The organism is Clostridia bacterium, assembly GCA_024653205.1.
Classification (GTDB): domain Bacteria; phylum Bacillota; class DSM-521; order Neomoorellales; family SLTJ01; genus JANLFO01.
In genome coordinates this window covers 1-20,289 of record JANLFO010000011.1, presented here as the reverse complement: position 1 = coordinate 20,289, position 20,289 = coordinate 1, and the positions used below count along the sequence as shown (strand labels likewise).

20 protein-coding genes, 2 pseudogenes and 1 riboswitch are annotated in these 20,289 nt (G+C 66.1%); of the genes and pseudogenes, 6 read left to right on the top strand and 16 right to left on the bottom strand.

Features of this window, described 5'->3' with window-relative positions; all coding sequences use genetic code 11:
• Positions 1 to 26: 26 nt before the first annotated feature.
• Positions 27 to 512: a chemotaxis protein CheW gene (locus NUV99_07055; GenBank protein MCR4419867.1), complete on the bottom strand. Its 486-nt coding sequence runs from the start codon at positions 510 to 512 to the stop codon at positions 27 to 29.
• A 53-nt stretch (positions 513 to 565) separates the two neighbouring features.
• Entirely contained in the window at positions 566 to 2,476 is a 1,911-nt protein-coding gene (locus NUV99_07050; protein ID MCR4419866.1) for a FapA family protein, read from the bottom strand.
• 40 nt (positions 2,477 to 2,516) lie between these two features.
• Positions 2,517 to 2,602, bottom strand: a riboswitch (cyclic di-GMP riboswitch).
• Positions 2,603 to 2,730: 128 nt separating this feature from the next.
• On the opposite strand from NUV99_07050, the gene NUV99_07045 reads away from it, so the two are divergent.
• The gene (locus NUV99_07045; GenBank protein MCR4419865.1) at positions 2,731 to 3,837 is read left to right on the top strand and encodes a type VII secretion protein EccE; all 1,107 of its coding nucleotides are present in this window, start codon (positions 2,731 to 2,733) and stop codon (positions 3,835 to 3,837) included.
• Between the two features lie 12 nt (positions 3,838 to 3,849).
• On the opposite strand, the gene NUV99_07040 is transcribed toward NUV99_07045, so the two are convergent.
• The 7 genes from NUV99_07040 to NUV99_07010 all read right to left on the bottom strand — a co-directional run bounded on the left by NUV99_07040 (position 3,850) and on the right by NUV99_07010 (position 9,680).
• The gene (locus NUV99_07040) at positions 3,850 to 4,389 is read right to left on the bottom strand and encodes a molybdenum cofactor guanylyltransferase (GenBank protein MCR4419864.1); all 540 of its coding nucleotides are present in this window, start codon (positions 4,387 to 4,389) and stop codon (positions 3,850 to 3,852) included.
• Positions 4,390 to 4,503: 114 nt separating this feature from the next.
• On the bottom strand, positions 4,504 to 4,677 hold the full coding sequence (locus NUV99_07035) for a 4Fe-4S binding protein (GenBank protein ID MCR4419863.1): 174 nt from the start codon (positions 4,675 to 4,677) through the stop codon (positions 4,504 to 4,506).
• A gap of 141 nt (positions 4,678 to 4,818) precedes the next feature.
• Positions 4,819 to 5,580 carry a prolipoprotein diacylglyceryl transferase gene (locus tag NUV99_07030; GenBank protein MCR4419862.1) on the bottom strand — a complete coding sequence of 254 codons (762 nt, stop codon included), beginning with the start codon at positions 5,578 to 5,580 and terminating at the stop codon, positions 4,819 to 4,821.
• A 60-nt stretch (positions 5,581 to 5,640) separates the two neighbouring features.
• On the bottom strand, positions 5,641 to 6,594 hold the full coding sequence (locus NUV99_07025; protein MCR4419861.1) for a DUF4340 domain-containing protein: 954 nt from the start codon (positions 6,592 to 6,594) through the stop codon (positions 5,641 to 5,643).
• Complete coding sequence (locus NUV99_07020; GenBank protein MCR4419860.1) at positions 6,591 to 7,988, bottom strand: GldG family protein; 1,398 nt, start codon at positions 7,986 to 7,988, stop codon at positions 6,591 to 6,593. Before NUV99_07020 ends, NUV99_07025 begins: the two co-directional genes overlap by 4 nt.
• A gap of 12 nt (positions 7,989 to 8,000) precedes the next feature.
• A complete protein-coding gene (locus NUV99_07015; GenBank protein MCR4419859.1) occupies positions 8,001 to 8,711 on the bottom strand; it encodes an ABC transporter permease subunit in 711 nt (236 codons plus the stop codon).
• A gap of 3 nt (positions 8,712 to 8,714) precedes the next feature.
• The gene (locus tag NUV99_07010) at positions 8,715 to 9,680 is read right to left on the bottom strand and encodes an ABC transporter ATP-binding protein (GenBank protein MCR4419858.1); all 966 of its coding nucleotides are present in this window, start codon (positions 9,678 to 9,680) and stop codon (positions 8,715 to 8,717) included.
• A 345-nt stretch (positions 9,681 to 10,025) separates the two neighbouring features.
• On the opposite strand from NUV99_07010, the gene NUV99_07005 reads away from it, so the two are divergent.
• Positions 10,026 to 10,742: a glycosyltransferase family 2 protein gene (locus NUV99_07005; GenBank protein MCR4419857.1), complete on the top strand. Its 717-nt coding sequence runs from the start codon at positions 10,026 to 10,028 to the stop codon at positions 10,740 to 10,742.
• Here the strand turns inward: NUV99_07005 and NUV99_07000 are convergent.
• Positions 10,702 to 11,328: an indolepyruvate oxidoreductase subunit beta gene (locus NUV99_07000; protein ID MCR4419856.1), complete on the bottom strand. Its 627-nt coding sequence runs from the start codon at positions 11,326 to 11,328 to the stop codon at positions 10,702 to 10,704. The genes NUV99_07005 and NUV99_07000 overlap by 41 nt on opposite strands.
• 20 nt (positions 11,329 to 11,348) lie before the next feature.
• Positions 11,349 to 12,065, bottom strand: coding sequence for a thiamine pyrophosphate-dependent enzyme (locus NUV99_06995; GenBank protein ID MCR4419855.1), 717 nt, complete (start codon positions 12,063 to 12,065; stop codon positions 11,349 to 11,351).
• 2 nt (positions 12,066 to 12,067) lie between these two features.
• On the opposite strand from NUV99_06995, the pseudogene NUV99_06990 reads away from it, so the two are divergent.
• Positions 12,068 to 12,169, top strand: a pseudogene (locus tag NUV99_06990) (peptide-binding protein).
• Positions 12,170 to 12,767: 598 nt separating this feature from the next.
• On the opposite strand, the pseudogene NUV99_06985 reads toward NUV99_06990, so the two are convergent.
• The 3 genes and pseudogenes from NUV99_06985 to NUV99_06975 all read right to left on the bottom strand — a co-directional run bounded on the left by NUV99_06985 (position 12,768) and on the right by NUV99_06975 (position 15,824).
• Positions 12,768 to 13,253, bottom strand: a pseudogene (locus tag NUV99_06985) (indolepyruvate ferredoxin oxidoreductase).
• 22 nt (positions 13,254 to 13,275) lie between these two features.
• Positions 13,276 to 14,358: a Coenzyme F420 hydrogenase/dehydrogenase, beta subunit C-terminal domain gene (locus NUV99_06980; protein ID MCR4419854.1), complete on the bottom strand. Its 1,083-nt coding sequence runs from the start codon at positions 14,356 to 14,358 to the stop codon at positions 13,276 to 13,278.
• 344 nt (positions 14,359 to 14,702) lie between these two features.
• Positions 14,703 to 15,824, bottom strand: a complete 1,122-nt coding sequence (locus tag NUV99_06975) for a hypothetical protein (GenBank protein ID MCR4419853.1) — start codon at positions 15,822 to 15,824, stop codon at positions 14,703 to 14,705.
• Between the two features lie 130 nt (positions 15,825 to 15,954).
• On the opposite strand from NUV99_06975, the gene NUV99_06970 reads away from it, so the two are divergent.
• The 3 genes from NUV99_06970 (at position 15,955) to NUV99_06960 (ending at position 18,154) form a co-directional block, all read left to right on the top strand.
• Complete coding sequence (locus tag NUV99_06970) at positions 15,955 to 16,515, top strand: phosphatidylglycerophosphatase A (GenBank protein MCR4419852.1); 561 nt, start codon at positions 15,955 to 15,957, stop codon at positions 16,513 to 16,515.
• Positions 16,516 to 16,659: 144 nt separating this feature from the next.
• Positions 16,660 to 17,226, top strand: a complete 567-nt coding sequence (locus NUV99_06965) for a sigma-70 family RNA polymerase sigma factor (GenBank protein MCR4419851.1) — start codon at positions 16,660 to 16,662, stop codon at positions 17,224 to 17,226.
• 34 nt (positions 17,227 to 17,260) lie between these two features.
• Positions 17,261 to 18,154 (top strand): hypothetical protein, encoded by an 894-nt coding sequence (locus tag NUV99_06960; GenBank protein ID MCR4419850.1) that lies wholly within the window; start codon positions 17,261 to 17,263, stop codon positions 18,152 to 18,154.
• On the opposite strand, the gene larC is transcribed toward NUV99_06960, so the two are convergent.
• Together larC and larB are read right to left on the bottom strand one after the other, a co-directional pair.
• The gene (gene larC, locus NUV99_06955) at positions 18,096 to 19,334 is read right to left on the bottom strand and encodes a nickel pincer cofactor biosynthesis protein LarC (GenBank protein ID MCR4419849.1); all 1,239 of its coding nucleotides are present in this window, start codon (positions 19,332 to 19,334) and stop codon (positions 18,096 to 18,098) included. The genes NUV99_06960 and larC overlap by 59 nt on opposite strands.
• A 17-nt stretch (positions 19,335 to 19,351) precedes the next feature.
• Positions 19,352 to 20,101, bottom strand: coding sequence for a nickel pincer cofactor biosynthesis protein LarB (larB, locus tag NUV99_06950; GenBank protein MCR4419848.1), 750 nt, complete (start codon positions 20,099 to 20,101; stop codon positions 19,352 to 19,354).
• Positions 20,102 to 20,289: the final 188 nt, after the last annotated feature.

Below are 20,289 nucleotides of genomic sequence, written 5' to 3'. Positions count from 1 at the left end.
CAAGGACTCCACCCCCAAAGTCCGGGCTAGAGCGCCTGCGCGGCTTCGGCCAACTGCTCCTGTTCGGCCTGACGCAGCACTCTGTCCAGGTTAAGCAGTATTACCAGGCGTTCCTCCCACTTTCCCACGCCCTCCAGGTAGGCGGTATCGATGCCGTGCATCATCGGCGGCGGCGGCTCGATGCTTTCCGCCGACAGCCGCACCACTTCGGAAACCGCGTCCACGATCATGCCCACCGTGACCCCGGCCATCTCCACGACCATAATCCTCGTATCCGGGGTCTGCTCCTTGGGCGGTAGCCCGAACCGTTTGCGCAGGTCAATCACGGGGATGATCCGGCCCCGAAGATTGATTACCCCCTCGATGAACACCGGGGTGCGCGGCAGCCTGGTAACCGCCTGCATGCGTATGATCTCGTGCACCCAGTTGATGTCCACGCCGTAGGTCTCCCCGGCCAGCTCAAAGGCCACAAGCTGGCGTTCGACCCCCTTGATCCCCTGGCCTGCCTCCATGAATCTCGCCCTCCCCAGAGTGATTTTTTCCCCGCAGAACCAAGACTCCTCCGCTATTCTCCCAACAGGTTTACCGCCATGTGGGCAGTGATTTTCTCCACCCGGCTGCCCGCCTTGAGCAGTACCCCCGGAAAGGCCTCAACCGCACGAATCGTAAAGTGCTTGGGCACCTGCACGAAGGTCCTGACCTCCGCGGGGCTGCCCAACTGCTGGACCCGCACGTGGCCCTTGCTGATTATCTGACCCCCACGGAAGGCGCCCGGGACCCCGCCGATCACCACCCCGTTGCCCGCGTAGACCGAACAATTGTAGCAGCCCTTACCGTTAACTACCACCTGGCCGGTGGTTTCCAGAACCGAGTTCTGCACGTAGAAGGCGGTAATGTTGGCGTTCTTACCGGCCTCCAGCGCCGACTGTTGCAGCGCCTGAGCTTCTTGCCGGGCAAGCTCAAAACGTTCTGCCAGTTCCCGGGCGCTGGCCAGGGCCATGTGCCCCTGTTCGGCCAGGTAGTGGCAGAGATAGCCGAGCGCTTCCCGAAAGGGGTGCTCGGCCTCCAGCCCCGTGGCCTCAAAGAGTTCTTCCGTCGCCGCCCTGGCCTTCTCCAACTGCTGGGGTAGCTGCCGATACCTGGTGTCCAGGAGCACCTTGATAAGGGCTCCGTTGGCGATACGCCGTTCCTCCTCCGGCCTGGTCTTCTCCCACTGTTCCCGGAGCTGCTCGAGTGCCAACAGGAAATCCCGTACGTTCTCATCGATCTCCTGCCAGTAGGACCACCACTTCTCCCATACCAGCGCCATTCCCCCGGCCTTGAGCTTGGATCCGACCACGTTTCCCTCCACCAGGATGCTGCCGCCGGCGGTGAGAGTGGCATTGGCCACCAGACCTTTCACCCGCAGGTTTCCTCCGGCCTCGATCACCGTACCGTCCAGCGCGTCGCCCTGGACCACGATGTCGCCCTTGAACTTGATCGGCCCTTCCCGAGGGTCGGCGTCGCCTTCCACTACGTACACCGGCACTACGGTTATGAGGCTCCCCCGCCGCTCCGGCCTTCCCACCGTGGTGGCCACCACCGCCAGGCCGTCCTCTCTCAGCCGGGTACCGTTTCCGGCCCGCAGCGGAGCGTCCCGGGGCGGTGGAGGCTCGACTGCCCGACCGTGCACGTCCTTGCCGGGCGTGCCGGCGACCGGCGGCTTCTTCACCGCCAGGACCTCCCCGGGCTCAACGGCAAAAACCCGCCGCCGTCCCGGAGCCTGGCGCTCGAACTCTTCCTGCCTGGCCAGGAACAGGTACTCTATCTGGGCGTCTACCGGGGGCGTGGGCGGCGTACCCCGGGCCACCACTACCGGCTCCCCGTCTCCCCGTTCGACCGCCTGCTGCACCGCTTCCCGGTCCACGCCGTAGACCACCTTGGCCGCGGCAAGGCGTGCCAGCACCTCTTCGACGCTGAGGGGCGGAAGGGTGCTCTCCACCACGCGGGCCCGGATCGTAAGGCGGTTCGAGGGCTCGGCATCCTCCACGGCATAGACTTCCCGGGGCTTCCGCCGGACCCTGAGCACGCAGCTCATGCCGTCCGGCGCCACCTCCACGTCTACGGAAACCTCTCCTTCCACTACCTCCGCCTCTACCCGGACCTGGTCCAGGCTGGTTACCGGCCTCGGCTCCCCTACCGGCACCTCGTTAATCCATAACCGGACGTGCGGCCCCGCTCCCAGCACCGCCGGCCGTCCCCCCGGCTCGGGATCGGCGACTGCTACGGTTCCCTCCTCTATCCACACCCGCCCGTCCAACTGCCCCTCTTCCGCCCGGCGCGCCCGGATGCGCACCCGCGCTCGCGACCACAATCCCCCTTTGCCCTCGCTGAGGACCTCCACCTTCAGCTCTTCAACCGAGCACCCCAAGGCGGCGGCCGCCCGTGAACGCGCTTCCTCGAGGCTCGCTCCCTCCACTACCACTTCCTCCGCCATGTTTTCTCCTCCCCGCACGACCGGCCGCCGTCACCCCGATTTCGGCAGCCCGGCGATCGTAGCCCCGCAGGCCTTAGACCCGTAGCTTTGCGTCCCGGCCTTTCGACCGGTTTGCCCCGGACGAAATCGAATTTGCAGTTTACTTCGCCAAATCTCGCCTTAATCCTGCCGCCGACGGCACATCCTTCACCGCAAGGGCAGACTGTGGTATACTGGCGCCGGCGCGCACAACGACGAGCAGGGAGGGGTATGCCGTGCAGGAACTCATCGCCGAAATGAAAAAGCAGGGTCTGCTCTCTTCCCAAGGGCAACCCGAATTGTCAACCCTGGTGGACCTCCTATCCCGGCTACGGCCCGACCCCGAAGCGGTTCGGGCGCTCCAGGCCGCGGCAGAGACTGCTCCCAAGACCCTGGCCAAGGCCGCCCGGCGCCTTCTGCACCGCTGGCGCAGTCAGGGTCTGGCGGCATCCGGGCCCGCCCCCGGCCAGACCTGGACCCTCAAGTCCGTACCCCGGGCACTCGAGGCCCTGGTCAGTCACATCGATCGGCGCGGCGACCGCTTCCTCTTCTACGCCTTCAGCCGGCCCACGGATCCTTACCTGGTGTTGCTGGCCGTGGGCAGGGATACCGCCGGCCTCACCTTCGCCGAGGTCTATCAGCCGGCGAACAAGCGGGACTACGAAACCCTGCGGCAGGGCGTGCGCCGGATGGAGGGCTTCACCTTCGCAAGTGTGGCCCCCGGCTACTGCCGCGCATGGCTGCATCACTACTACCGTCTGAACCGGAAGCACAACCGGCCCGTACCGCGCGATTTCGAGCTCTACCGCGCCAATCTGGAGCCGGAGGAAACTCTTCCCGAACCTCTGGTCTACCGCTACCTGCCGGCCGACGACGTTGAGGCCGAACTGCAAATCCTGTTGGCCGGGTCGGATCAGCTTCTGGAAGAAAAAGAGATGCACTCCTGGGCCCTGGAGGGCCCGGCGGTTGAGCAGGCTGCGGAAAGGCTGCGCCGGCAGCGCGAGAGCAGGCTGGTGATCAGCCCCCTTACGGCCCGGGAGCTGGCCGACAAGGTCAAGACCGAGTTACTGGAAGAAATGTTCTCCCCCGAATTCCGGAAGGTGTACGCCCGGCGGCTGGAGGAAATGGCGTTCCTCTTCTGGGAAACCGGCCGTCCGGCTTCTGCGCGCCGGGCGGTAGCCCTGGCCCGTGCGCTTACCCGGGGCGAGAAACCGGCCTTCATTCCCTTCTTCCGCCAGCTGGTAGAGCGAAGCCTGGCCGCCGGGCCGGCGGAAGCGGCAGAAATGCAGATCTCCGGCCCCCGCCTCTACCTGCCCGGCCGTTCGCCCGTAGCCAGACCTTAGTCCTTAAGGGGATCAGGCCCAAAGGCCGGCCCGGGCCAGATCCGCCGGGGTATTAATGTTAAAGAAGGCCTTGCGCACGTCCGTCCATTTGGCGACCTCGGCCTCCGGCACGTAGCACACCCTCACCCGGGAGAAGAAATCGGTCACCTTTGGCCGTTCGCTCAGGGAAAGAACCTCCTCTACGGCCGGCAGGCAGTCCCGAGAGTAGACCCCTACCAGGGGTTCCGGGTAGCCCCTGACCACCGGCACCGCCACGTCAAATCCGCAGGAGGCCTCCAGCAGGCCCCGCAAGAGGGGAGCCTCGAGAAACGGCAGGTCGCAGGCCAAGACCAGGCTCCGATCCCAGGTTGCGGCCAGCAGCCCGGCATGAATACCGGCCAGGGGGCCGCGTCCGAGGAAGCGATCGGTGACCACCGGCAGCCCGAGCCGGGCATAGGCTCCGGGCTCGTTGCTCACCAGCAAGACCTCCCGACACACGCCGGCGGCCACTCCTACTACCCGCTCGATTATGGTGTTGCCGCCCAGCCGCAGCAGTGCCTTGGGTTGCCCCATCCGTTGGCTCCGGCCGCCGGCCAGGATAAGGCCGCTCACCGGGTGCATGGCTTACCGAAAAGGGCAGCCGCCCCGGCTGCCCTCGAAGGCTCGTTACCCTCCGTTTCCCTACGACTAGTCGGGCAGACTGATGGCCTCGTTCACGCACTCATCCACGCAGGTGCCGCACTCGGTACACTTATCCGCATCTACCGTAGCCACGTCCTCTACGGTAATGGCGCTCTCCGGGCACACGTCAGCGCAGCTGCCGCATCCGGTGCATTCGTCCACGTTAATGATGACCGCCATTCTTCTCATGCCTCCCCCTTGCTAGTATTACCCCTTCCGCATACCTCCGGCTTCCAGAAACATTACCACCCCCAAGGACGGGCTGAACTGTGGTCCCAATATTCGCCGCCGCCGGCGGGCATTCCTACCGAACCCGTAAATTTAAATTTTCAAATCCCCGGCTCGGGCCCGCCGCAAGAAATATGCGGCCAGCAGCAACACCGGCGGAGTGGCCACCTGGGCCAGGGTGAAGAAGCCCAGGCCCCAGGGCTCCACCACCCGTCCCCACAGAACCAGGGGCATGTCCCTGATGCTCTCCTCTATTACCGCCCGTAACAGCTGGTGATAAAACACGAAGGACCAGAACTGGTAACCTGCGGGCACGCCCTTACGCTCCAGGTAGAAGTAGCGCGCCAGCAGAACGAGTACCAGGGCCATGGCCACCGGCTGGGCCGGCCAGCGGCCGAACCAGAACTCCGTGGGACGGCCCAGCACCTCCTGGTTAAAGATGTTGGCCACCCGGATCGCCGCGTAACCCAAGGTTATCCCCGGTACGGCCAGGTCGGCCAGGGCGTGAATGCTTGTTCCCCGGCTTCGGGCGTAGCCCCAGGCGGCGAGCAAGCCTCCCGCCAGGCCTCCGTGCCAGGCCAGGCCTCCCTCCCAGACCTTGAAAACCTGTAACGGCTGCTGCCAAAACCAATGGGGAAAGTTCGCGGCTACAAAGAGCAGCCTGGCTCCGACCACCCCGCACACTATGACCAGCAGCGCCAGGTTGAGCAGGAACTCCTCGCTCCATCCCCGCCGCCTTCCCTCGCGAAGGAGATACCAGGTCCCTATCAGGAAACTGGCGGCCATAAAGAGCCCGTACCAGCGTACCCCGAAGGCTCCTATCCGGAAGACGTAAGGGTCGAGGTCCAACAGCAACTTGTCACCCTCCCGGGTTATCTTTGCCCTATCCGCCCGGCAGTCCCGGTTGCGTTCCTCCTAGGCTCCGAGCTCCTTGGCCGCGTTCACCAGGTCTTCTACCGCTTCGGTATCGACCGCATAGACCCACGGCCTGTCGGCCAGCCGGGCATAATAAAGGTCTTTATCCGCCAGTTTCTGGCCCACCAGCAGCCTGCGGGTCAGCGGCTTTTCCCCGCCGGTGGCCAGGGTAGCCGTCAGCCACGGTCTATCCAGGCCCCAGGAGGCCAGCTCGGCCGGGGAGGGCGCGTCGGAGACGAACTCTTCGGCCTCCATGAGCGTCACCTTGCGGATCAGGTCGCGCATTTTCTCCGCTTCCAGGTCCCCGGGACGGGGGAGGGTGCGCTGCCACTTCTCCCCTTCCCGCCGGGCTGCCAACCGCGAGCCGTTCCGGTTCAGCTCCACCCGCACCACATCCGGAGTGGGCAGATCGCTGAGGTAACGCTCCCGCCAGCCGTCCAAATCCCCGCGGAGCTGTTCCATCAGGGTTTCGGAAACCGTGAATACCGGGTCCCGGCCGTTGGCCCGGGCATAGTAGGACATTTCCCCGCCTACCCGGGTGACCGGTACCTGGTCCCCTATTTCCAGCCGCCCGAGCCTCGCGTCTCCCTGGTAGACGTCAACCCGCCAGGCAGGCCGATCCAGGCCCACCGTTCCTGCCGCCGGCGCGGCCTCGGGCACTGCCGCCCGCAGGTCGCCGAGCAGCAGGAGCAGCGATTCTACCCGGCTTCCGTTGGCCGGCAGGCGCTGGGGCTGCAGCCACCACTCGTACCCGTCCTCCGACCGTTTCACGACGGAAAGCTCCACTTCCGGCCCTCGGATCTCCAGCCGGTCGGCCTTCTCGGCGTCAAAGGTCAGGACCGGGGTGCTCTCGGGCTCTTCGGTCGAGGGCTTGGGCCGATCAACCCCTACCACGTAGTACAGAAGCAGCCCGAAGGCCGCCACCGCAACCAGGGGGAACAGCCAGCGCCTCAACGGCCCCGCCTCCTCAGCCACACCGCCAGTCCCACGGCCAGAAGTGCCGCCGGCATGGCGAAGGTAGTTCCGTAGAATACCGCCGCCGCCTGAGCAGCATCCATCTGCACCATGCGGATCTCTTCCGCCTTGGGACGGATGGTCAGCATCTGCTCCTCGCCCAGCAGCCAGTTCACGCTGTTGACCAGGAAGTCGGCGTTGCCCTGGAAGCCCAACGCCTGGTTGCGGGCCAAGCCGGAGTTGCCTACCACCAAGGCCACCGGCCGTTCTTGAGTCTCGGCACCCTCGCCCGAGGCCGGCTCGTCCGCCGCCCGGGTCACCGCCAGGGCGTAGTTGAGGGGACCGGCCAGATCGCGCTCGTCACGGCCGGCCTTCTCGGCGGTCAAATCCGTTTCGCCCCAGGCGGAATCGCTGGAACGCAGTAAGGGCTTAACCCGGAGCTCCTTCTCACCCTCCGGAACCGCCGCCGCCAGGCTCCTGGCCCGGGGCAGCACCAGGTTTACCTTTTGCTCCAGCATCTTCTCCGTGATAGGGTGATATTCCAGAACCGGCACCGGGCTTAACGCGTCGAGGAAGAAAGCCCGCTGTGGATCCACCACCACATCGGCGTGCAACCCAACCCCCAGGCCGCCCAGCAAACCCTCCAGCTGGGGCAGAGCCCGGGGCAGGGGGTCGATTAGCGCCAGCAGCCGTCCTCCGCCGGAGATGTATTTCTTGAGCGCCTCGGCCTCCGGAGCGGTCAGATCCTGGCGCGGACCGCCCAGCACCACCACCGAGGCATCCTGGGGCACCGTCCCGGCCGTAGCCAGGTTCAGGGTCTTGACCTTGTAGCCGTCGCCTTCCAGGAAGTCCCGGAAATCGCTGAAGTCCTGATCCAGGCTGCCCTCGCCGTGCCCTTCGAGGAAATAGACCACTGCCGCCGTCTGGTGCACCAGGTCCACAATGGCGCGGGTCACCGCCTGTTCGCCCTTAAACTCCGTTTCGTACATGCCGGCGCCCATGCCGAAGATGTTGAAGGGCTCCACCTTGCGGCTCTGGTTGCCCACCTCTACCACTACCGTGTTGTAATACTGCACGCCGTAATGCTGGGTGAGCGCCGGCTCGGCCACCGGGTCTACGACCTGGAGGCTTACCTTGGGCGAGGCGTAGTCGTACTCGTGCAAGAGGTCCTCCAGCTTTTCCGCCTCCTCGCTCCCTTTTTCCAGGAAGGCAAAAAGCCGGACCGGCTGCTCCAGCCGGGCCAGGACCTCTTTGCTCTGCACGGAAAGCGAGTACTGCTTGTTCGCGGTCAGGTCCAGCCGCCAGTGGTGCCGGGCCCCCAGCACGTTGCCCAGCACTACCAGCCCCACTATGGCGGCCGCCAGTATCCACCGCTGGCTGGTCTTCTGCCACACGGCGTTCACCCCCTAGGCCCCGTGGCGGGATTTCAAGCCTTCAACCGCCAGGAAGATGAAGATCCCGATGAAGCTGGCAAAGTAGATGAGGTGCGTGGTATCGATCACGCCTTTCAGGAAGTCTTCGTAGTGACCCACCACGGTCAGCGCCTTGGCTACCTCCCCCAGCTTGCCGCCGAAAGCCTCGGACAGCCAGCCCACCACCCAGAAGGCCAGCAGCAGGCCGAAGCTCAGGACCCCGGCTACCACCTGGCTGGAACTCATGGCCGAACCGAAGAGCCCCACCGCCAGGTAGGCCAGGCCGAAGAGAACCAGGCCCAGGTATCCGCAGGCAATCGTTCCCCAGTCCGGCTGACCCAGGCCGCCCAGGATCAGGGGATAGACCAGGCTGAGGCCCACTCCGATGAGGAATACCGCCGCCGAGGCCAGGTACTTGCCCACCAGCACCTGGCCCAAGCCTACCGGGGCGGTGAGCAGGAACTCCGCCGTTCCCCGCTGCTCCTCTTCCGCCCAGAGGCGCATGGTCAGCACCGGCACCAGAAACAAGAGGATCAGGCCTATGTTGCTGAAATACCCCCGCAGCTCGGCCGAGCGGGTGGCCAGAAGCACCACGCTGAATATATAGCCTCCGATGGCCAGGTACACGGCCAGAATCACGTAGGCCAGGGGAGAGTACAGGTAACTCTTCAGCTCGCGGCAGAAGATGTGCCATATCCCGGCCATTGATCAATTCACCCCGCCCTCTTGCGCTTCTTCCTCGGTCACCAGCTGCAGGAACACTTCCTCCAGAGAAAGCTGGTGCAGTCGGGCCTCCAGTAACGGCCAGCCGCGGCCGGCCAGGGCAAAGAACAGGTCTTCCCGCACGTCCCTGCCCGGCTCCAGCTCCAGGGCGTATTCTCGCACTTCGGCCGCCCCGGCCGAAGCGGTGTCCCCGGTATGAACCGTCCGCACCCCCTCCAGCCTTTCCAGCAGGGCCAGCACCTCCGGGCCCGGCCCCTTGATCTTGACCCGCAACTGGCCGCCGCCCAAGGCTGCCGCCAGGTTGGCCGGGGTATCCTGGGCCAGAACCCGGCCCTGGTTCATTATCACCACGCGGTGGCAGATCTGGTTGACCTCCGGTAGGATGTGGGAGCTGAGCACCACCGTGTGCCGGCCCGCCAGATCCCTGATAAGCTGCCGGACCTCGGCGATCTGTACCGGGTCCAGGCCCACCGTGGGCTCGTCCAGAATCAGGAGCTCGGGGTCGCCCATGAACGCCTGGGCCAGCCCCACCCGCTGCCGGTAACCGCGGGAAAGATGCCCGACCAGTCTATCGGCCACCTCCTCCACACCCGCCCTGGCCATGGCTTCCGCCACCTGCCGGCGGGCCTGCGCCCCGCGCCAGCCCTTGACCCGGGCCACGAATCCCAGGTACTCCTTCACCGTGAGTTCGGGATAAAGCGGCGGCTGCTCGGGCAGATAGCCCAGCCTCCGTTTCACCGCCAGGGGATCGGCGGCCACGTCTATGCCCGAAACCGTGATCCGACCCCGGGTAGGCGGCATGTACCCGGTAATGAGCCGCAGCGTGGTAGTTTTGCCCGCACCGTTGGGGCCTAAAAGCCCCAGGATCTCCCCCCGTTCCACGCCAAAGCTTACGTCCTGCACCGCGACCTTGGGGCCGAAACTCTTGCTTACGCCTTCGACTCTTACCACCTTGCCACCCCCCATAGTCGAAGAATATCTTATCAGCCCCCGAAGCCTTTGTAAAGCAGGAATTGGCAGCCAAAGGAGAACAGGAGAACCGGACCGGGGATAGAAAGGTAAGAGAAAGACAGTCCTAGCCTCGGGGCGACCGACTCCTGAGTTGTCAGCCTCCGCCGGCAGTCCTGGTTTCACCGCGTACCTGCCTGCCGGCAGAGCCCCGAGCCGGGGCCGGTACGGGAGAAGACCCGGGCCGGCAGGATACAGACTGAGCCCGGCTTAGCTCCGGCCGCGGCCGGGCCGGCGCCGCCGTTGAGAAAAGTCGCCGAGAGACTCTACGATGGAGAGGGGATGGGCGTGCGCATAGGAGCCGTGGTCCCGGCCTACAACGAAGGTCCCCGTCTGGGACGGGTGCTGGAGGTATTGAGCAAGGTAACCTGGTTGAAGAGGGTGGTGGTGGTCAACGACGGTTCCGGAGACGATACGGGGGAGGTGGCCCGGCGTTATCCGGTATTCCTGGTGGAGCACGGCCGCAATCTGGGAAAGGGGGCGGCCCTGCAGACCGGCCTGGCCCGGCTCCGGGACATGGAGGCGGTGCTGTTCCTGGACGCCGATCTCGTCGGGTTGAGGGAAAAGCACCTGCGCGTGTTGCTGGAGCCCCTCCTGCGGCGCCGGGATCTGGGCATGGTGGTGGGCACCTTTCGCGGCGGGCGCTGGCACGTGGACCTGCAGCAGCGCTACTTCAGCGTGCTCAACGGCCAGCGCGCGCTCTCCCGGCGCTTCCTCGACTGCCTGCCCGACCTCTCCTGGTCCCGCTGGGGAGTAGAGGTGCTGCTGAACTCCTTTGCCGCCCACGCGGGCGTGCCCTTTACCGAAGTGTTCCTTGACGGGCTTACCCACGTTATCAAGGAAGAAAAATTCGGGCCCCTCCTGGGCTTCGGCCTGCGCCTCAAGATGTATCACGAGGTCCTGCGGGCGGCCGGCGTGTGCCGGCGGCGCTACCCGGCTGCGCCGGCAGCCACCCCGTCCGGGCCTAACCCCCAGCCGCCGCCCATTGCCGGCATTCTCGAGTAGCCGCCACTCCCAGATGGAAGGCGCGCAGGTTAGACTCCAGCACCGCCCCGGTGAACAGGGAGCGCAGCACCTTTTCGAAACTGGCCAGGCCCAGCGGGAGCCAGCCGCTTCCGGCCAGGGCCCCGGTCATGACCACGTTCTGGGTTAGCAGGCTTCCGGCTTCCGCCGCCAGCCGGTCCGCCGGGACCTCCACCACCGCAGCACAGTTGGCGCACATGGCGGCCAGCAGTTCGGATACGGCCGGATACCGAGCGGTACCGCTCAGTACCGCCAGGGGATAATTGGGCCGGGTGTTCACCAGCACCCGGGTATGGCGGTTGCCGAAGCGTTTGAGCACCCGCACCGCTTCCATGGGCTCCAGACCCACCAGAATGTCGGCCTCGCCGGCGCCGATGAGCGGTCCGCACGGCCGGCCCTGGGCCAGGCGAAGGTGGCTCATTACCGCCCCGCCCCGTTGGGAAACGCCGAAGGTGTCGGCAGCGCTTACCTGCCACCCTTCCTCCACCGCCGCCATGCCAATGATCTGGCAGGCCAGTACGTTCCCCTGCCCGCCGACGCCGGCGATGACCAGATTGAAACCTTTCACAACCATCCCCCCGGAAAAATCTAGACCGAGCCGGTAGCCATCAGGGGCTGACCTTCCACCCGGATGGCCCCGGCGGGACAGAGCGTGGCACACACTCCGCAGCCGTTGCAGATGGCCTCATCGATCCGCGCCCGGCCCGCCTCTGCATCCCAGATGTTGGCCGGGCAGGAGAATACGCGGCTGCAGAAGCGCTCACAGCCGCAGGCGTCGCCCCGGCAGCGTTCCGGATCCACCCATACCCTTACCGGCGCCCGCTTCTTGACTGCCACCAGGGCACAGGCCCGCCGGAGGATAAGCACCTTGGGACCGGGAACGCGTAACAGGTCTCGCACCAACTCTATCGTTTCCTCCACCCGGTAGGGGTCGGCCACCCACACCGGTATGCCCAATCCGCGTACCACGGACTCCAGTTCGACCGGGGTGCAGGGCTGGCCCATGGCCCCTACCTCCAGGCCCGGATGGGGCTGGTGGCCGGTCATGGCCGTAGCCTCGTTATCCAGCACCACACACAGGAATTCTGCCCGGTTGTACTGGCCGTTAATCAGGGCGGGAACCACGGCGTGGTAAAAGGTAGAATCGCCCACCAGGGCCACCACCGGCTGGGTGAAGCCGAAGCGGGAAAGCTGTCCCAGACCGCAGGCCAGGCCGACGCCCGAGCCCATGGCGTGGAGGGTCTGCAGGAGATGGTATCCGGTGCGGCCCTTACCCAGGGTGTAGCAGCCGATGTCGCCCAGCACCACCCCCTGGCGGCCGTCCAGCTCCAGGGCCACCTTCACCGCCCAAAAGGAGGTGCGGTGCGGGCAGCCCGGGCAGAAGGCCAGTTCCCGGGGCACGGGTTCCGGCCAGGGCAGGGCCGGATCCTCGGCCGGGGGCGGCCGGCGGCCGGTAATCGCCGCCAGCGCTTTCAGCACCTGCTCGGGGTTCATCTCTCCCAGCCCCACGCCGTTGGCTCCGGCCACGTGCCCCGACTTCTTGCCGTAGAAGCCTGTCGGCCCCACTTCCTCCCCGTACTGGGCGGCCAGGGCCTTGATGTTTTCCTCCAGGAAGGGCTCGACTTCCTCCACGAAGACCACCTGCCTGGCCGTCCGCAGGTGGGAGAGGAGCAGGTTTTCCGGTAAGGGCCACAGGGTTCCGAGCTTGAGAATTCCCGCCTCTTCGGCAAGACCCAGCTTCTCCACCGCCTCCCTGGCGTAGTAGAAGCTCGGTCCGGAGCAGATTACCAGGAGCGGAGCTCCCGGCGGGCCCACGTAGCGGTTAAAGGGAGAGGCCTCGGCGAGTTCGGCGGCCTGCGCGAGCTTCTCTTCCTGTACCTGGTGGTATTCGATCCAGGTGAAGAACTTTTCTTCCGGGGGGAACTGGGCCTTGACCGGCCGGCGCCGGAACTCGCCGAGAACCGCGTTGCCGCTGCCGTGACATACCCGGGTGACCAGCCGCAGCATCACCGGCTGCCGCAGGGCTTCGGAGAGGTCGAAGGCGTGCTTAACCATTTCTTTGGCTTCGCCGCTGTCCGCCGGCTCCAGCACCGGTATGTGGGCCACCCGCCCCAGGTAGCGGGAGTCCTCTTCCTTGGCGCTGGAGTGGGCGCTGGGATCGTCCCCGACTACGATGACCATGCCGCCGCGGCAGCCGGCCATGCTGAAGCTGGTCAGGAAATCGAAGGCCACGTTCAGGCCGTCGCACTTCATGATGGTGATGGAGCGCAGACCGGCAAAGGAGGCTGCGGCCGCGCCCTCCATGGCCACCTTCTCGTTTACCGACCATTCGGCGTAGAGTCCGAACTTCTCCGCTCCGGCGGCGATGCACTCCAGGATCTCCGCCGTAGGCGAACCGGGATAGGAGGTAGCGTAGTGCACCCCGGCCTCAAGCGCCCCCCGGGCCACCGCCTCGTTGCCCGTGAGCAGCGCCACCTCACCGGGAGCGTCCATTACCACCCGCATGGTATTCATGTTACTGCCCTTCCCCCGCCCGCCGGATCACGCCGGGATTTGCCGCCGGTACCGGTTCCTTCATGCCGGCCAGCACCCGTTGCTTCTTGTTGGCAACCGCCGTCCGCAGGAGCGGCAAGCGCTCCTCGGGATAGAGTCTCAGTTCCAGTCTCCGCTCCGCTACCGCCGTTTCCACCAGTTCCTGCCCCCGGGGGGTACGCACGATCAACGTGTTCCACTGCGGGTCGGCCTCGGTGGAGCCTACGGAAAGGTCCGCGCCTTCGGCAGTAGGATCCCCGCAGGACTGGCAGGCGGGCTTTATGTACGGCCGTATCTCGGCCAGGGGCAGGCTCACCTCTCCTTGGGCGGTCCGGACCACCACCCGTTCCGGGGGTATATCCATCCCGAGGACCGGCCCCTCTACCCGGCGCTCCAGGTAATTCATGACCTCTCCGCTCAGGGACCAGAAGCAAAAAAGCCCGATAACCAGCCCCGCTTGGGGCAGCCAGGCGTCCTTCTCCGCCTCCTGCCCCCGCCAGTTTCGCAGGGCCTGCACCTGGCAGGGCCTGCCCACCACCGCCACTTTCCCGATCCCCTGCCGACGGGCCTCGGCCAGGGCGGCCAGGGAAGGGACGGCCACGTAGCGGGAGCCTGCGGCCGACGCCACCTCCTCCGGGTCCCGGGCCAGGAAGGGCCTCGGCCGCCCGCGCCCGTCGGTTCGCACCACCACCGCTGCCTCCACCGATCCTCGGCCCAGGGCCAGCCCGAGCAGGGCGCTGACCGTTCCTCCGTACTGGGCGCCGGCCGGCCGGTATTCATCCGCAGCCCGGGCCCACCATATGGCCCGGTAGGGACCGAAGTCGGCGTCGCCACCGATAGAAGTCTCGGGGCCCGCGCCGCCCGCCGCCGGTGCCCGGTTCACCCGGGGACAGACAGCGTAACAGGCTCCCTCCTCCCGGCCACAGGGATAGACCACCCGTACCACGTCGCCGGCGTATTTGATGTAAGGACACAGCGCGGTACAGAGCCCGCAGGCCACGCACTCGCCCCTGTCCAGTATTTCTTCCTGGAGCCGGCGGGGGCCACCCCCTGGCGATCCGGGCATACTCCGCTTTCCCCCTCGGTGCAGCTCTATCTCACCCTACCAAAATCTAGGCCGGGGCGTCAAATCTTCCCGCCCGCCCTACGCTGCCGCAGGCAGGAACAATTATAGTCTAGGTCATAATAGCTCGCTATTATAGCCAGGTACTATTTTTTTCTTCGGCACCTGGCTCGGTTGCATTTGCCTCTGGCAGGGGAATATTCGGAGAGGCCGGCGGGCGATCGCGCCGCACTCCAGAAGCGAAGGGACCGCGCCTGGCGCGGTCCCCGGACCGGGTGCCGGCTGCCTGAGGCCGGGACCGAGGCAACACTCGCCTCGGTCCTTACGGCCGGCAGGCGCCGGCGTGCCTAATGATAGGCGTGAAGCTGGGGAGAAACCACGATCTGATTGTCCTGCTGCCAGTTTTTGCCTACCGAGCGGCGTCCCATCTGGACCTGGCGCAGCTCTCGCAGGTAGTCGGCAGCAGGCCGGGTGGACCTCTGGTGGAAGAAGCGCGTCTGGGTCAGCCGGGCGGGATCCTTGCCCTCGTACCGGCTCAAGGCCTGGGCGGCCAGCCGCACGTGCTCCTCCTCGTCGTGACTGATCATTTCCAGCATCCCCCTGACCCGCGCGTCGGGCTCCTCGGCAGCCAGGCGGCAGTAGTGGTACCACTCACTCCACTGCTGGGCCACCAGCCGTTCCAGCACCGTCTCGCCGGGGTCGAAGTACGAGCCCAGGAGACTGGTGTGCACCTCCTCCAGCCGGGCGATACCCGCGAACAGTTCCCTCAACCGCCGGCTGCGTACCCGTAGCAGGAACTGGTGGTAGAGATCAAGCTTGTAAGCCTCCAGGGCCGCAAGGGCGTGCAGGTGGTACCGGGTAATGGGATCGACGGTGTGGCGGTCGTAGGGCTGTTTCACGGTATGGATCGGGGATAGGTGCTGGTGCTCTACGGCTCGGCCGGGTTCAAGCAGCGCCTGGTTTTGGGTGATCAACTCCGCGCTCTTTCCCTCTACCTCGTCCAGGGCCTGGGCAAAGAGACGCAGGTGCTCCAGATCTTCCAGGGCGAGGTACTCAAAGGCGCTGCGCACGTAAGGGTCCGGTTCTTCCATGGCCAGCCGCGACAGCCATTCCACCGCCGTCTGCTCCAGCGCCAGGCCGGTTTCCAGGGGTGTGGTCTCCGGATCGATGTAGGAAACAAGGATGCTGCGGTGTTGGTCCTCCGAGCGCCTGAGCCAGGCCAGAAGCTCCCTCAACTCTTCGCTGACCGTTTCCTGCGCCCAAAGGTGGAGGGCCGACTGCTGCCAACTCTCCACGGCACCCAGGCCCAGAAGGTGCATGCGGGTGACGGCGGGACACAGGGCCTTATTGAGCGGCACCTGTATCAACGACCCGAGATCAGGCGTCAAGAAACGCTCGATGCCGCGGTTGGCCTCGTAGTAGGGGGTCTCGGCAGTCATGGGTAAACGGAGGCCGATCTCCAGGGCCATAAAATACCTCCCCATCCAGGTTCTTCGCTGTTAATGTGCGCCCTATAAGCCTTTTTATGCAATCCCAGACAGGATTCGGAGCACCCCCGTGGAAGTAGTCTGCGTATTTTGCTGGTGAGGAGGTGCCCACGTGCAGACAGAGCAACAGAAACGGCTGGGCGACCTGGCCCGAGAACGCCTGGCCCGCCGGGGGGTAAAGCCCGAGGCCATTGCCGACCTGGTCTACGAATTGCAGAAGCCCTATATTCCCCAGATTACTCTCCAGGAGTGCCTGGCCAGCGTGCAGCGGGTGCTGGACAAACGCGAGGTTCAGAACGCCGTCTTTACCGGCCTGGCCCTGGACGAGCTGGCGGAAAGGGGCCTGCTGGGCGAGCCGCTGACCGGGATGCTCCAAAACGACGACGCCCTCTACGGCATCGACGAAATACTGGCACTCAGCATCGTCAACATCTACGGCTCGATCGGACTCACCAATTTCGGCTACCTGGACAAGGTAAAGAGCGGCATCATCGGCCGGGTCGACCATAAGAAGGGTGCCCGGGTCAACACCTTTCTGGACGATCTGGTCGCGGCCATCGCCGCCGCCGCCGCCGCCCGCCTGGCCCACCAGAGCCGGGACCAGGGGCTGACGGTGAGAATTAGCAAGCCGCAAGACCCTTCCCTTGGATCCGGGGAGGAAGCGCCGGCCTAGCGGCTCCCGCTGCCGTTGCCTTACCCGTTTACCTCTCCGGCAGGAAGGGGCCCTCTCTCCGGCGAATACGGGGAAGGGTGGGCACCGTCAGGGGAACCCGGCGGCGTCTTTTGCCGTCATCTACTTAGGAAAGGCTGCAACGGCATGGACCTTTTAGAAGCCGTTTCCCGCTCCCGCGAGGGAGACCGGGAGGCCATGCATTACCTGTTCCGTACCTTTTATAATGAGGTCTACCGGGTGGCTTTTCTGATTACCCGGCAGGCGCAGCTGGCCGAAGAGGCGACGCAGGAGTCCTTTATCAAGGCCTTCACCCGCCTGGGAGGCCTGAAGGAGGCGGAGAAATTCCCCTCGTGGCTCCGAACCATTGCCGCTCGTTGCGCCCTGGACGTACTCCGGCAGGAAAGGAATTACCGGCCCTATGCCGATCCCACCTGCCTCGAGGATTGGAACCGGGACGCCGCAGCCGGACCGCGCTTTCTCCTCCCTCAGGAGGCCGGAGAAAGGGCCGAAACCCGGGCCCTCGTCCGGCAGGCACTGGCGGCCCTGGAACCGGCCTACCGACAGGTGATCGTGCTTAGGTACTACTGCGAGCTGGATCTCAAGGAGATCGCTGCCGCCCTCGACTGTCCCTTGGGGACGGTCAAGTCCCGACTGCACCGGGGCATGAAGGCCCTGGAGAAAGCTCTTGGCGGGGAACCGGCGGGACTATGAAGACCGCATCCGGAAGAGGAGGACCAACACGCCCATGCCGGCTAACGAGGACGAAAGGATAGCCCGCCTGCTGAGAGAAGTGCTGCGGGAGGAAGCGGAAAGGGTTCCCCTGCCGCCGCCGGAAGTGCTGTGGGAGCGGGTGAAGTCCCGGCTGGCTTCTCCTCCACCCCGGCGGAGGCTGCTTCCGGCCCTGGCCGTGTGTGCGGCGGCGGCGATAGGTCTGCTGATCCTGACCGGCCTGCCGGGGCCCTGGACGGAGTCTGCCCGGCAGCAGATAGCCCTGGGCCCGCAGTCCCAAAGCACCCAGGTGGCTCCCCAGACCTTGTCCGGAGGGCCGCCCGGCTCGGAATCGGCGGCCCAACCGGAAAAGGAATCCGGTTCGGTTCTCCACGACGCCCAATCCGAGCCTCCCGCCGCGGCAGAACCCCGGTTCCGGGAGCAGCCGGAGGGTGAAGCCGGGGCTCCCGGCGAAGGAAACGCTGCCGTGCCGCAGGAACAATACCTTCTGCGATCCAGCACCACCCCCTCGGCCCGCAACCACAAGACGCCGCGCAGCGCCGAGGATACCGGGACTGCGGATCAGGCAGGCAAGACCCTGCCCTTCACCCTGCCGGTAATCTCGGCTCTGCCCGCCGGTCTCTCCGAGAGCGAGCTTACCGTCGAGCGGGAAGAGAAAGGGACCGTGGCCTCCCTGGTGTACCGAGGGGGAGAGAGCTTCCTGTGTCTGCGCGTGAGCGACCGGCCCTGGACCGAGGGGCCGGAGACGGGTGAAGAGGTCACCATAGGACAGGCAGTGGGAAGGATGGGCACAGAGGCCGACCGCACATGGCTGCGGTGGAGTGAAAACGGGCTTTACCTGGAACTCGAGTCTAATCTCCCTCCGAAAGAAGTCCTGGCCGCGGCCCGGTCTCTCCTCTGGTCTCCCTAGCCGAACCCAGCAGCCGGCGGGCTTCCTCCCGGGCACGGAAGTAGACCTCCTTCAGCGGCAGTCCCGATTCCCTGGCCAATACCCGGCAATCCTCGTATTCGGGCGACAGCTGGACGGCGTCCTGGGGGCCAAGCCGGCCCCACTTGACCCGGACCTCCCTGCCGTGGACCGGCACCACCAGGTGGCCCCGGGCTGCGGCCACCCGGTTCTCCAGCCGCCACCGCACTCCCAGGGTGGTGGTCTCGGCGAAAAGGATGCGCACCGTCTCCTCCAGGCGCTCCGGAGGCACCAGGGCGGTAACCAGTATCCCGGGCCGGCCTTTCTTCATTGCCACCGACGTAAAGAATACGTCGCGGGCGCCCTCATCCCGCAGCCGTTCGGCCACGTAGGCGCAGAATTCCGGATTCATGTCATCCAGGGCGGTCTCCAGTACGGCCACTACCTCTTCGGCCGTTTCCCCCGCCGTGGCGGCCGCCCGCTCTCCGACGATTAGACGTAACAAATTGGGTCGTGCCCCTTCCCGCGTGCCCGCTCCGTAACCTATCCGCAGGGGCCGCATGGCGGGTAAGGGTCCGAACCCGGCCGCCAGGGTCACCGCCAGGGCGGCTCCGGTAGGGGTGACCAGCTCCGCTTCTTCCTCCACCCCGTACACCGGCGCGCCGCACAACAGCTCCATCACCGCCGGCGCGGGAAGGGGAAGCGGACCGTGGGCTGCCTCCACCCAGCCTCGAGGGCAGGGAAGGGGAGATGCCCAGAGTTCCTCTACTCCCAGCAACTCCAGCCCGGCCACCGTGCCCACCACGTCTACTACCGCATCTACTCCCCCCACCTCGTGGAAATGGACTTCCTCGGGGGGAAGCCCGTGCACCCTGGCCTCGGCCCGGGCGAGCCGGAAAAACACCTCCCGGCTCCTGGCCGCCACCGCCGGCGGAAGCCGGCTCTCCTCCAGTAGGGCCAATAGCTCCCGCGCCGGCCGGGCGGGTTGGGGCTCCTCCACCTCTACCCGGACCCGGGTTCCGGCCACCGGTCCCCGGTGTACGCGCTCAATATGCAGCCGGTAGCCCCCCAAAGGCACCCCGGCCAGGGCCGCCTCCAGATCCTCGGGCGCCAGGCCGGCATCCACCAGGGCTCCCAGGCACATGTCCCCGCTTATCCCGGAAAAGCAGTCCCAATAGGCCACCCGCAAGGCCCCTCACCTCAATCCCCCAGCCGGTTGATCAGCGAGGCCAGGTAGCCGGCGCCGAAACCGTTGTCTATGTTCACCACCGCCACTCCCGCCGCGCAGCTGTTGAGCATGGTGAGAAGCGCGGCCAGCCCGCGGAAACTGGCCCCGTAACCCACGCTGGTGGGCACGGCAATCACCGGCCGGGCCACCAGGCCGCCCACCACGCTGGCCAGGGCTCCTTCCATACCCGCCACTACCACCAGCACCCGGGCCTGCCGCAGCCTGTCCAGACGGCCCAAAAGACGGTGCAGGCCGGCCACCCCCACGTCGTAAAGCCTTTCCACCCGGCTGCCCATCACCTCGGCGGTCAGGGCGGCCTCCTCGGCCACGGGCAGATCTGCCGTCCCGGCACTGACCACCAGGACCATTCCCCGCGGTTGAACCGGCCGTTCCCGCCAGAGATAAGCCAGCCGGGCGGTGGGACTGTACTCCGCCTCGGGAACCGCCTGTTGGACCGCCCGGTAAACGCGCCGCGTGGCCCGGGTAGCCAGGAGATTAGGGTTAGACACCGCCAGCCGGGAGAAGAGTTCGGCCACCTGGTCCGGGGTCTTGCCGGGGCAAAAGATCACCTCGGGAAAACCCCGGCGCTCGGCCCGGCCGGTGTCCAGGCAGGCGAATCCCAACTCCACGAAGCCCGCTTCTCCCAGCCGGCGCAGGGCCTCCTCTACGTCCAGGCTGCCCTCCCGCACCGCCGTCAGCAGGGCCCGCAGGTTCTCCTCCACTACCGCGCTGCTCCCTCCCAATGGCTCCGGCCCGACGGGTCTTCACTCCGATCGGTTCTACTCCCGCTTCCGGAGTCTCCGGAGCAGGTGCTGCCGCAACGGGCGCAGAACCGCTCGGCCGTCAAGGCACTCTAGTTATCCCCACTTTCCCACGGGCGGTACCGGGTGCTCCCCGTTCGTACTGTCAC